Origin of the sequence: Serratia sp. JSRIV001, from assembly GCF_019968745.1 — a bacterium.
GTDB lineage: Bacteria > Pseudomonadota > Gammaproteobacteria > Enterobacterales > Enterobacteriaceae > Chania > Chania fonticola_B.
Genome location: NZ_CP074147.1, coordinates 144,997 through 157,108 on the forward strand (window position 1 = coordinate 144,997; position 12,112 = coordinate 157,108).

12 protein-coding genes are annotated in these 12,112 nt (G+C 53.8%); 9 read left to right on the forward strand and 3 right to left on the reverse strand.

Features of this window, described 5'->3' with window-relative positions; genetic code table 11:
- Positions 1-15: 15 nt before the first annotated feature.
- From KGP17_RS00585 to KGP17_RS00605, 5 genes are all read left to right on the forward strand, one after another.
- On the forward strand, positions 16-471 hold the full coding sequence (locus tag KGP17_RS00585; RefSeq protein ID WP_059199156.1) for a tellurite resistance TerB family protein: 456 nt from the start codon (positions 16-18) through the stop codon (positions 469-471).
- 23 nt (positions 472-494) lie between these two features.
- Positions 495-1,538 (forward strand): TerC/Alx family metal homeostasis membrane protein, encoded by a 1,044-nt coding sequence (locus KGP17_RS00590; RefSeq protein WP_021807714.1) that lies wholly within the window; start codon positions 495-497, stop codon positions 1,536-1,538.
- Between the two features lie 57 nt (positions 1,539-1,595).
- On the forward strand, positions 1,596-2,174 hold the full coding sequence (terD, locus tag KGP17_RS00595) for a tellurium resistance membrane protein TerD (protein WP_021807715.1): 579 nt from the start codon (positions 1,596-1,598) through the stop codon (positions 2,172-2,174).
- 72 nt (positions 2,175-2,246) lie between these two features.
- Positions 2,247-2,822 (forward strand): TerD family protein, encoded by a 576-nt coding sequence (locus KGP17_RS00600; RefSeq protein WP_021807716.1) that lies wholly within the window; start codon positions 2,247-2,249, stop codon positions 2,820-2,822.
- Positions 2,823-3,015: 193 nt separating this feature from the next.
- A complete protein-coding gene (locus KGP17_RS00605; RefSeq protein WP_223498703.1) occupies positions 3,016-4,260 on the forward strand; it encodes a VWA domain-containing protein in 1,245 nt (414 codons plus the stop codon).
- A 70-nt stretch (positions 4,261-4,330) separates the two neighbouring features.
- Here KGP17_RS00605 and KGP17_RS00610 read toward each other — a convergent pair whose 3' ends face one another.
- Positions 4,331-5,029, reverse strand: a complete 699-nt coding sequence (locus tag KGP17_RS00610) for an HAD family hydrolase (RefSeq protein WP_037376573.1) — start codon at positions 5,027-5,029, stop codon at positions 4,331-4,333.
- Positions 5,030-5,471: 442 nt separating this feature from the next.
- On the opposite strand from KGP17_RS00610, the gene KGP17_RS00615 reads away from it, so the two are divergent.
- Complete coding sequence (locus KGP17_RS00615; protein ID WP_021807719.1) at positions 5,472-5,708, forward strand: DUF4282 domain-containing protein; 237 nt, start codon at positions 5,472-5,474, stop codon at positions 5,706-5,708.
- Between the two features lie 65 nt (positions 5,709-5,773).
- Here the strand turns inward: KGP17_RS00615 and KGP17_RS00620 are convergent, their stop codons facing one another.
- Complete coding sequence (locus KGP17_RS00620) at positions 5,774-6,523, reverse strand: NAD(P)-dependent oxidoreductase (protein WP_094983249.1); 750 nt, start codon at positions 6,521-6,523, stop codon at positions 5,774-5,776.
- A gap of 630 nt (positions 6,524-7,153) precedes the next feature.
- On the opposite strand from KGP17_RS00620, the gene bglF reads away from it, so the two are divergent.
- Together bglF and KGP17_RS00630 are read left to right on the forward strand one after the other, a co-directional pair.
- Positions 7,154-9,031, forward strand: a complete 1,878-nt coding sequence (gene bglF / locus KGP17_RS00625) for a PTS beta-glucoside transporter subunit IIABC (protein WP_223498704.1) — start codon at positions 7,154-7,156, stop codon at positions 9,029-9,031.
- Between the two features lie 23 nt (positions 9,032-9,054).
- The gene (locus tag KGP17_RS00630; RefSeq protein WP_223498705.1) at positions 9,055-10,455 is read left to right on the forward strand and encodes a glycoside hydrolase family 1 protein; all 1,401 of its coding nucleotides are present in this window, start codon (positions 9,055-9,057) and stop codon (positions 10,453-10,455) included.
- Positions 10,456-10,823: 368 nt separating this feature from the next.
- Here KGP17_RS00630 and KGP17_RS00635 read toward each other — a convergent pair whose 3' ends face one another.
- Positions 10,824-11,423, reverse strand: a complete 600-nt coding sequence (locus KGP17_RS00635; protein ID WP_059199131.1) for an HD domain-containing protein — start codon at positions 11,421-11,423, stop codon at positions 10,824-10,826.
- Between the two features lie 130 nt (positions 11,424-11,553).
- Here KGP17_RS00635 and KGP17_RS00640 point away from each other — a divergent pair, with 130 nt between their 5' ends.
- Positions 11,554-11,979, forward strand: coding sequence for an organic hydroperoxide resistance protein (locus tag KGP17_RS00640; RefSeq protein ID WP_024486966.1), 426 nt, complete (start codon positions 11,554-11,556; stop codon positions 11,977-11,979).
- Positions 11,980-12,112: the final 133 nt, after the last annotated feature.

The following is a 12,112-nucleotide window of genomic DNA, read 5'->3' on the forward strand; positions in this document are numbered from 1 at the left end:
ACAGAGGATTTCACCATGAGTTTTTTCAACAAGGTTAAAGGGGCATTCAATGCCAGCCGCGACGAACTGACCAAGCAGGTCAGCCGTTTCAAGAATAAAAAGTTCATGCAGGGTACCGTGGCCGTGTGTGCCCGTATCTCCGTGGCCAGCGGCGGTGTCAGCACTGAAGAAAAACAGAAGATGATTGGGTTCCTCCAGGCATCTGATGAGCTGAAAGTGTTCGAGACTTCTGAAGTCATCGAATTCTTTAACAAGCTGATCGCCAGCTTCGAGTTCGATGTCGAAATCGGCAAAGGCGAAACCATGAAGTACATCCTGGCGCTGAAAGATCAGCCGGAAGCGGCCCAACTGGCCATCCGTGTGGGTATTGCCGTAGCCAAAAGCGACGGTGACTTCGACCAGGATGAGCAAAAAGCGGTACGCGAAATCGTGGCTGCTCTGGGCTTTGATGCGGCCGAATTCGGTCTTTAATGTAATATCTTCAGAAGGTTAATATGGTATCCACGCACATCGGCTTCCCGACCGAAACCGTCATTGTTTTCATTGTATTGGCTGTCGGGGCCATTTTTATCGACTTGTTTATGCACCGCGATGACAAGCCTATTTCGCTGAAGAGCGCAGCCCTATGGTCTGTGTTCTGGGTTGCCATAGCGATGGCCTTTGCCGGTTTCCTGTATATCCACCACGGCGCCGAAGTGGCCAGCCTGTTTGTCACCGGTTATGCCTTAGAGAAAGTGCTGTCGGTTGATAACCTGTTTGTCATGATGGCGATCTTCTCCTGGTTCGCCGTGCCGGATCGTTTCCGTCACCGCGTGCTCTACTGGGGCATTATCGGGGCTATTGTGTTCCGCGGCATCTTCGTTGCCATCGGTACCGGTTTGCTCAGCCTCGGGCCATACGTTGAAATTGTCTTTGCACTAATCGTGGCCTGGACGGCGGTGATGATGTTGCGCAGCGGCGATGACGGTGATGAGATCGAAGACTACTCGCAGCACCTGGCGTATCGCATGGTGAAACGGTTCTTCCCGATTTGGCCGAAGCTCAGAGGCCACGCTTTCCTGTTAAGCCAGAAAGAAGTTGATGAAGAGTTGGCTAAACCGGAAAACAAAGATGTGACGATTGGCCGTGGTGCCAAAGCCTGGCGGTACGCTACACCGCTGATGCTGTGTGTGGCTGTGGTTGAGCTTTCCGACGTGATGTTTGCGTTTGACTCGGTACCGGCCATCATCGCCGTGAGCCGTGAGCCGCTGATTGTCTACAGCGCCATGATGTTCGCCATCCTCGGCCTGCGTACGTTGTATTTTGTGCTGGAAGCCCTGAAGCAGTACCTGACGCATCTGGAAAAAGCCGTTATTGTGTTGCTGTTCTTCATTGCGGTGAAACTGGGTCTTAATGCCACCGACCACATCTGGCATCATGGGTACAGCATTTCAGCAACGGCGAGCCTGTTTGTCGTGCTGGGCGTTCTTGCGGTGGGTATTATCGCGAGCGTCATGTTCCCAGGCAAACCCGACGCCGAGGAGAAAAAGGAGAGCTGATCTCCTATCCAGCTGAAATCAATTCGCATGAGTTTACTTTTTTGAGAGGTTAGAACAATGAGTGTTTCTTTATCTAAAGGCGGTAATGTTTCCCTGAGTAAAGCAGCCCCAACCATGAAGAATGTGTTGATTGGTCTGGGTTGGGACGCACGCTCCACCGATGGTCAAGACTTTGACCTGGATGCCTCTGCATTCCTGCTGGCCGCAAACGGGAAAGTGCGCGGTGATGCTGACTTCATTTTTTATAACAACCTGACTTCTTCTGACGGTTCCGTTACCCATACCGGTGACAACCGTACGGGTGAAGGCGACGGTGATGACGAATCTCTGAAAATCAAACTGGATATGATCCCAGCGGATGTCGACAAAATCGTGTTTGTGGTCACTATCCACGATGCGCAGGCTCGTCGTCAGAGCTTCGGCCAGGTATCCGGTGCCTTTATCCGTTTGGTGAACGATGACAACCAGACCGAAGTGGCCCGTTACGACCTGACAGAAGATGCGTCCACCGAAACCGCCATGCTGTTTGGTGAGCTGTATCGCAACAACGCCGAGTGGAAATTCCGCGCGGTAGGTCAGGGTTATGCCGGTGGCTTGGCTTCCGTGTGTGCTCAGTACGGCATCAACGCGTCCTGATCGATAAGCTAGTTAATATGACGGGCAGTACACTACTGCCCGTATCATCCCCTACAAAGCAGGAGCTTTAAAATGGCAGTTTCTCTCGTAAAAGGCGGTAACGTATCCCTGACCAAAGAAGCACCAACCATGAACATTGCCATGGCTGGCTTAGGTTGGGATGCGCGTGTCACCGATGGCCAAGGGTTTGACCTGGACGCCTCCGTATTTATGGTTGGTGATGACGGTAAGGTGCTGGGCGACAGCAGCTTTATCTTCTTCAACAACAAGAAGAGTGCCTGTGGTTCCGTTGAGCACCAGGGCGACAACCGCACCGGTGAAGGCGATGGCGACGATGAGCAGGTCAAAATTGAGCTGAGCAAAGTGCCTGCTGAAGTCAAGAAACTGGTTTTCGCCGTGACCATCTATGATGCCGAAGCGCGTAAACAGAACTTTGGCATGGTCAGCAACAGCTACATGCGTATCTTCAACAACGATAACGGCACCGAAATCGCCCGCTTCGACCTGTCTGAAGATGCCTCTACCGAAACCGCGATGGTGTTCGGCGAGCTGTATCGCAACGGTGCCGAGTGGAAATTCAAGGCAGTAGGCCAAGGTTTTGCCGGTGGCCTGTCCGCTCTGGCTTCACAGCATGGCGTGAATATCTAAGATAGGCTCGTTGCCAGTGTGAGAACCGAGGTCAGGGGCTACAGATTAACCCCTGCATCTGATTATGGCTCCGCATCAGCTCCCTCTCCCTGTGGGAGAGGGTTGGGGTGAGGGGGATTACACGCTCCCCTTGCCCAGTCCCACCATCAATATCCCCGTTATGGAAAAGCTATTTTAACAGGAGGTTATCCTGATGATTTTACAGTCCGGCCAGAATCTGGTGGTCAATGGCACCCAGCTCAACCTGACCCTGCAGTACCCCGCCAGCCCTGGTTTTAAGAGTGAGCCTGATACCGCAGTATTCCTGCTGAATGCCGAGGGCAAAGTCCGTGGCGATGCCGATTTTATCTTCTTCAATCAAACCGCTACCCCCAACCGCAGCGTCATTTTACAAACCACCCACCAAAGCAGCACCCTCTCGTTAGATCTAAGCAAAATTGACGCCGATGTTAGCAAAATTGCCATCACTTTGGTGATTGATGGCTTGGACGCGATCTCTGGGCTGCAACACCTGAAAATGGATGCGCAGAACGTTGCCCAATACAGCGTAGAAACCCCGGGTCGTCAGGAGAAGGCGCTGATTGTCGCTGAAATTTATCGCCATGCTGGTAACTGGAAGCTGCGCGCACTGGGGCAAGGGTTTAACGGTGGCCTGGAGCCGCTGGCGTTAAACTATGGCGTTGATGTGGCTCAGCCAGCGGCGCCTGCTACTCCGCCTCCGACCGTCAGCCTAGAGAAAAAACTGCAGGATAAAGCCCCGCATTTGGTGAGCCTGGCGAAGAACGTCACTGTCAGCCTGGCTAAATTCAATCTGCAGTCGCTAAAAGCCAAGGTTGCGTTCGTGCTGGATGCTTCAGGATCGATGACCGGGCAGTTCAAAAAGGGCAATGTGCAGGCGGTACTGGATCGCATCGCCGTGCTGGCCGTACAGTTTGATGATGACGGCTCGATGGACGTCTGGGGCTTTGCCGAAAAACATGCCAAATATCCCGATGTGACGCTGGATAATCTTGATGGCTATATCAAGGCGATCCAGGGCAGCGGCAAGCGCTCAATGTGGGAGATCCTGCCAAAACTGGGTGGCACCAATAATGAGCCGCCGGTGATGGAGGAGCTGATCGATACGTTTAAGCATAGCGATATGCCGGTGTATGTGGTGTTTATTACCGACGGTGGCATCAGCAAAACGCGCCAGATCAAAGAGGCGATCAAGCGTTCGGCCAATTATCCGATTTTCTGGAAGTTTGTCGGCCTGGGTGGCTCGAATTACGGCGTGCTGGAAAAGCTGGATACCTTCACCGATCGCCGGGTGGATAACACCAACTTCTTCGCGATTGACGACTTTGCCACGATGAAGGAAGACCGTTTGTACGATCTGCTGCTGGAAGAGTTTAAAGAGTGGCATGACGCGGCCAAGGCGGACCGGATTATTGTGTAGCCATGAGCCCTGGCCCTTCTCCCACAAGGGAAGGGCTAGGGGGAAATAGTGTTGCTGGGGCTGGTAATGGTTACCGTTGTTGGTTCGTCTTGCCGATGACATTAGGCTCCGCCACGCGCAACCTTTTGATCGCAGAGCGGCGCTTTGACCAGGCCGGATGGAAATGCCGCCAGTGCGCATCCTGGGCAGCCGCCAACAGTTCGTAGTCCCCACGGGTATCGCCCCAGGCTCTGAGATGATAGTTCCCCAATGGGCCGTAGATACTTTCCAGGCGTTCAACCTTCTGCCCACAGCGGCAGTTATGGCCGGTGATGCGCCCGGTGAGTTTACCGTCGACCACTTCCAACTGAGTACCAATCAGCTTGATGCCCAAACGATCGGCAAACGGCTGTAGCACCAGGGCTGGTGAAGCAGAACAAATCGTGACTTCAGCGCCGGAGCTGACCTCCATGGCAACCGCAATCAGCCCGGAAGGGCGCATCAGCTTGGTCCAATAGGCCGAACAAAAGGCTTCCGCCTGCTGGCGGAACCAGTGCTCATCAACCCCGGTCAGGAAAACCTTAATCAGGGTTTCTTTTAGCTCGTCGCGGGTGAGTTTTTTGCGCATATGCTTAAATGCAGGCTGCGCCAGCCGCAATAAGCGACGGGCAAATACGCGCCGGCCAAAAGCGAAACGCAGGAATGGGATAAAACTGTCGTGGTGAGTCAGCGTTCCGTCAAAATCAAAAACCGACAAAACTTGCGTTGTCCGACTTGCCTCTGTATCCATTTTTAAATCATACCTCTACTGTGCAACACAGGGCATTCCCCCCAATCCTGTGGATGATAGCAGAACTCCCCCGCAGGTTGAATTTTTGCCAGCCAAGCCTGCGGCGGTGGCGCTAACCCTAGTGACGGGCATGTCACCCCATTAAAGCATATGGGGTTCAAGGGCTATGAAAACCAGCAATCTAGCTACCACCGGTAAACCTTGCCCATTCCTGCTGATGCTCGCTGGCAGATTAGCATTCAGAAAGGGTAGCTCATCTGACCTGGCTCGGGAGTTTTCCCAGGTAACATCAGATTTGAGCATCGCTACGCCCTTAAACGTAGGGATAACAATCCATCACATCTTCTTACCTTTTGTCATCTTTGGCCAGTATACTTAATTCCAGCTTGAGGGCACTTTGCCGCTCAGGAATGGTCAACCTTAACGAATGAAGGGATACACAATGAAAAATATTTTCTTTTTTGATGCGATGCTGACGCCGAAAATCATTACCGGCGTTTATTGGCTTTGCCTGCTGGGCATCCTGGTCGGTGGCATCGGGTCGATGTTCTATGGTGAGTTTTTCCGTGGGCTACTGGCCATGATCATTGGCGGTGTCTTTACCCGTGTCTGTTTTGAAATGGTGATCATCGCCTTCAAAAATAACGAGTACCTACGCAAGATTGCTGAAAAGCCGTAATGTGGTGAACGGCAGACATTTCCTCACCGGGCTCACAACGCAGAGGCGCAGCGTACTGCGCCCACTCAGCTAAACCCGAGCAGGGTAAACGCATCGTCCTCGGGGTAGTAATCCAGCAGTCGAGTGGTCTCCTCTAACGACAGTCGCTTATAGCGATTGTTAGAGATGCCATGCACCACTGCATGCTGCACGTTGGTAACGCGGATGCAGCGATCGAGCAGATCGGCGGCATCCCGGTGGCTCAGGAAGGCGCTCATATCCCGCGCGCTGATCTGTTGCCCCGCTTCCAACGTCGTGAAGTTGGCAATCCGCACCGACAGTGCAGAAAGCCCCTCCTGATGGGCAAAATAGGCGGCGATCCCTTCGCCAAACGCCTTGCTGGCCCCGTACATATTCTTCGGCTTCGGCGCATCGTCCGGGCGCACCTGGTAATCCAATGGATAGCCTTCCACCGCTTGTGCACTGCTGGCAAACACCACGCGTTGGCAGCCTGCGTCTTTCGCTGCCCGGAAGATGTTGAATGTACCAAGGATGTTGTTGTTCATCAGTGAAGAACAGAAATCGGCATCCGCCGAAGGATCGGCAGCCAAATGTAGCACGGTATCGATGTTGGCGCAGGCTGCCCGGCAAGCGTCGATATCGGTGATATCGAACGTCAGTACCTCGTCATTGGGCCGCAAATGAGAGATCAGGCCAGCTTTTTTTTCCGCCAGGCGAAAATCGTAACGATGGCCAGCGAACTGCCTGAACACGGTAGCCACTCGGCCACCGGCACCGGTAATCAACACCCGCCCAAGCTCTGTACGTAATGCCATGGCGACTACGTTCCCTAAAACAAATTTTCTGGAGTCTAGTAATAATACTCCGAACTATATTTGTCCATCTTTAGTTAGTGCTTCTGATGTGTTTTCTGGGCTAATTAAGATTTTACTTAGTATTTATACGGGTTTTAAGAGGGTTTTTAGGCTACTCAAAAATGAGTATAATGATAAGGATGATGAAACAAACAGGTCGAAAATAAATCGTAATTCGATGTTATTTAATGGTTTTAGTCTTTATTGATTATGTTTTGTTGCGTGTTAAGACATGTCTTTACTGTAAATTACACTCCGGAAATAGGTTAAATTATGTAATGTTTTTTGTGGCTGGGTAGCGCTACAAAAGTGCTGAAGGGATGACAGGGGATTTTGTCTACCGGATCACACTTCGGCAACTTTGTGGCGGAAAGCCTTGCCGCACTGAAAAACAGAATGTTACCGTCATAGCTCAACCGATTTAGGGTTGTCACTGCTTTGGCAGGCAAAACCTAAACCTCGAGTTTCTGTTTCCCCATGTTGGGATCAGAGGCCGCGAGGTTTAGGTTTTTTTTTGCGCTGAATTCCTCCACGACGATTGGCCATCACCGTGTCTGGGGAGCAGCAAGGTTAAGCGTTAAGGATGCAACCATGAAATATCAGGAATTAGCCAGTGAGATCTTGGCCGGCGTCGGTGGCCGCGACAATGTGAAAAGCCTGGTGCATTGCGCCACCCGCCTGCGTTTTAAACTGCAAGAACACGGTAAGGCGGATGCGGAGGCGCTGAAGAAAAATCCGGGCGTCATCATGGTCGTGGAAAGCGGTGGCCAGTTTCAGGTGGTGGTAGGTAACCACGTCGGGGAGGTTTATAACGCCTTGAATGCGCAGCTTGGTGCGGGTGAGGAAACGCCCGCCAATGCACAAGAAGATAAACAGGAAAACCTGCTCAGCCGCTTTATCGACGTGGTTTCCGGCATTTTTACCCCGTTGCTTGGTGTGATGGCGGCTTCGGGGATCCTGAAGGGCTTCCTGGCGTTGAGCCTGGCCTGTGGTTGGCTGTTGGAGAGTAGCGGCACCTACAAGCTGCTGTTTGCGTCGAGTGACGCGCTGTTCTATTTCTTACCGATCATGCTGGGTTACACCGCAGGTAAGAAATTTGGCGGTAACGTTTTTGTCACCATGGCTATTGGTGGAGCGTTGACGCATCCGCTGATGATGGGGGCTTTTGAGGCGGCTCAGCTTCCGGGTGCCCAGCCGGAGTATTTCCTCGGCATCCCTATTACCTTTATCAACTACAGCTCGTCGGTCATTCCGATCATTTTTGCCGCCTGGGTATCCTGCCGCCTGGAGCCGTTATTTAACCGCGTGTTGCACAGCGCACTGCGTAATTTCGTGACGCCGTTGATGTGCCTGGTGATCACCGTGCCGCTCACCTTCCTGCTGATTGGCCCGGCGGCTACCTGGCTGAGCCTGATGTTGGCCAATGGCTATCAGGCTATCTATGCCTTCAACCCGATCGTGGCCGGTGCCTTTATGGGCGCGGCCTGGCAGGTCTGTGTGATCTTCGGCCTGCATTGGGGGCTGATACCGCTGATGCTCAACAATATGAGCGTGTTTGGCCGTGACACTCTGTCTCCACTACTGCTGCCTGCGGTGATGGGGCAAGTGGGGGCTACGTTGGGCGTGATGCTGCGTACCCGCGATGCCAAGCTGCGGGTGATGGCGGGCTCTGCCGTTACCGCCGGTATCTTCGGTATTACTGAGCCTGCTGTATACGGGGTCACGCTGCCAAACAAACGGCCATTTATTTTCGGCTGTATTGGCGGGGCGCTGGGTGGTGCGGTGATCGGTTACTTCCACACGGCAACCTACTCGTTTGGTTTGGTCAGTATTTTCACCTTTGCCCAGATCATTCCGGCGGGCGGCTTTGATGCGACGGTCCTGGGGGCGATTGCCGGTACCTTGGTATCGTTTGTGTTTGCGACCATTGCCAGCTATCTGTTCGGCCTCGTACCGCCAGCGGAACAACCGGCTGAAGCGGCCCTGGCCCCAGCTCCACAGGCATCTCTCAACCGCAAGCAGCAGGTCACCAGCCCGATTGCTGGCGACATCATCCCGTTGGAACAGGTTCAGGATGCCACCTTTGCCAGCGGCCTGCTGGGTAAAGGCGTGGCCATTATGCCGCACCAGGGCCGTGTGGTGGCCCCAGTCAATGGCTATGTGGCATCGCTGTTCAAAACCAAGCACGCCATCGGCATTGAATCGGATGAGGGGGCTGAGGTGCTCATCCACGTGGGTATCGATACCGTCAAGCTTAACGGCCTGAATTTTACCGCCCACATCAAAGAGGGCGATCGCGTTAAACAGGGCGATCTGCTGATCGAGTTTGACCAAGAGGCGATCCGTGCCGCAGGTTTCGATACCACCACGCCGATCATCATCAGCAACAGTGACGACTATGTCGATGTGCTCACCAGCGGCCAAAGCCCGGTGCAGGAACAGGCACCGCTGCTGACACTATTACGTTAATCAGGTTTATTGAGGAGAAAGCGATGAGTTGCAAATTTCCACAGCATTTTCTATGGGGCGGCGCGGTCGCGGCAAATCAGGTAGAAGGCGCGTATCTGGAGGATGGCAAAGGCCTTTCGACGTCAGATCTGCAACCCCAAGGGATCTTTGGCGGGCTGACGCCGCGCGTTGCCGGAGACAGCGGTATCAAGGATGTGGCGATCGATTTCTACCACCGTTACCCTGAAGATATCGCGTTGTTTGCCGAGATGGGTTTCAAGTGCCTGCGTACCTCGATCGCCTGGACGCGTATCTTCCCGCAAGGGGACGAAGAAGTGCCGAATGAAGCCGGGCTGGCATTTTATGATCGACTGTTCGACGAGATGGCAAAATACGGCATTCAGCCGTTGATCACCCTGTCGCATTACGAAATGCCCTATGCATTGACGCAAAAGTATGGCGGTTGGGGCAATCGCCAACTTATTGAGTTCTTCGAGCGTTACGCCCGCACGGTGTTCGAGCGTTACAAGCACAAGGTCAAACACTGGCTGACCTTCAATGAGATCAACATGTCGCTGCATGCGCCGTTCACCGGCGTGGGTCTGCCGGAAGACAGCAGCAAAAGCGAGATTTACCAGGCGATCCACCATCAGTTGGTAGCCAGCGCCAAGGCGGTAAAAGCCTGCCATGAGATCGTGCCGGACGGTAAGATCGGCAATATGTTGCTGGGCGGTATTCTTTATCCGCTGAGCTGCAAGCCGGAAGACCTGTTGGAAACCCAGCGCCAGAACCGCGACTGGATGTTCTTTGGTGACGTGCAGGTGCGCGGTGCGTACCCGGCCTATATGAAGCGCTTCTTCCGTGAGAACGGCATTCAGGTAACGATCACCGAGGAAGACAAGCAGGCGCTGCGCGAAACCGTCGACTTTATCTCCTTCAGTTACTATATGAGTGGCTGTGTCACCACCGACGAAGAAAAGAACCAGACCGCCCGGGCCAATATCCTCAACATGGTGCCTAACCCGCATCTGGCAAGCTCGGAATGGGGCTGGCAGATTGACCCGGTGGGGCTGCGCTATCTGCTCAACGTGCTGTATGACCGCTATCAGAAACCGCTGTTTATCGTCGAGAACGGCCTGGGGGCGAAAGACTGCATCGAGGCCGACGGCAGCATCAACGACGATTACCGCATTGACTATATCAACGATCATCTGGTGCAGGTTGCGGAAGCGATCGACGATGGAGTTGAGGTGATGGGTTACACCAGTTGGGGGCCGATCGATCTTGTCAGTGCTTCCAAAGCGGAGATGGCGAAGCGCTACGGCTTTATTTATGTCGATCGCGATGATGCAGGTAACGGCAGCCTGGAGCGCCGTCGCAAGAAGAGTTTCTACTGGTATCGTGATGTGATCCACAGCAACGGCAGCAGCTTGAAGATCAAGTAATTACTCAGGAAAACAGGCCCCTCACCCCAACCCTCTCCCACAGGGAGAGGGAGCTGCCCCGGTGTTGCGGTCGGGTGCTGCGATCGCTTTGTCCTGCCTAAAAGGGATCTGATTGGGGGCAATGGCCAGGTAATTTCTGCAAATGATAGTCAACTCGATCGGTCTCCTCCCACAGGGAGAGGGAGCTGCCACGGTGTTGCGGTTGGGGGCTGCGAACGTTTTGTTCCCTGCCTAAAAGGGAGCTAATTGGGGGCAATGGCCAGGTAATTTCGGTAACTGATAGGCAACTCGATCGGTCCCCTCTCCCTGTGGGAGAGGGCTAGGGTGAGGGGCCATAGCAGTGCTTATGTCTCCCTCCTATCTCAAGCTTATACCACCTCGTTTGCCTGATATCGCTGCCGGGCATGGTCAAACCAACGGGCCGGGACGTTATGCGGAGGCAGCTGCAGCGCCTGCAAGCCCTGTTCGATGATATAGCTAGCCTGCCGCCACAGCTGTGGATCGCCTTCGGTCAGCACTTCCAGCAGGCGCTGTTTTTCCACCAGGTAGGTTTTGGCGAAGTGGCTATCGTATTGCAGCAGGGAACGGGTGTTGTCGATCAAATCGGCCAGCTTGATGGTTTTGGCCTGTGGGGAGGCATTGGCGCTGTGGCGACGATCGCGGTTCTTGCGTTGATAGCGATTTTCCGCGCTGCCGACGCTGACGTTGGTCAGCATAGCGACCAGGCTGGCAACCTGCAGGCCAAAATGGCTTTCGATATCGGCCAGCGTAGAGGGAGTATCTTCCACAGTGTCATGCAACCAGGCCGCAGCCAGCATCTCTTCGCTGTGCGGCACGCTGCTGACAATCTCCATCACTGCCTGTGGATGCACAATATACGGGTCGTTCGTGTATTTGCGGCGCTGATCGATCGCTCCATGCGCTTTGGTGGCATAGCGGCGGGCGCGTTCGGCCAAGGTGTCAGTCATGCTTTGATTTCCCTGTGGCATCCGATAGATAGAACTTAGCATACCGTGCTTAACGTCGGTTGTGCGAGCCTGGGCTACGCGCAGAATGGTCTACACTGGATCGGGTCACCAACCCGAAAAGGAACGATCTATGTCTATTGAGAAAGTGGTTTATCGCGCCCATGCCAAGGCAACCGGTGGCCGAGACGGCCGTGCAACCTCATCCGACGGCGTGTTGGACGTGAAATTAGGCGTGCCGAAAGAGATGGGCGGCGCCGGTGGGGAGGTTACCAACCCTGAGCAACTGTTTGCCGCGGGCTATTCGGCCTGTTTCCTGGGGGCACTGAAGTTTGTCGCCTCGAAGGAAAAAGTGAAAATCCCTGCTGAAGCCTCCATCGAGGGCACCGTCGGTATCGGTGAGATCCCCAACGGTTTTGGCATTGAGGTTCAGCTGGATATCAGCTTGCCGGGCGTTGAGCGTAGCGTCGCGGAAGACTTGGTGAAGAAAGCCCATGTGGTCTGCCCCTACTCCAACGCCACGCGCGGCAATATCGATGTAACCCTTAACATTAAATAATGTTCTCTGCCAATAACCGGTGAAAGAGGGGGACAGTGCTCCCCCATTCACAAGTCCTGTCTCCCCGCTATTTTTCTCACAAAATTGGCAAAAAATGCTCGTTTACTGAGATTTTTCTTGATTCTGTTCTGCA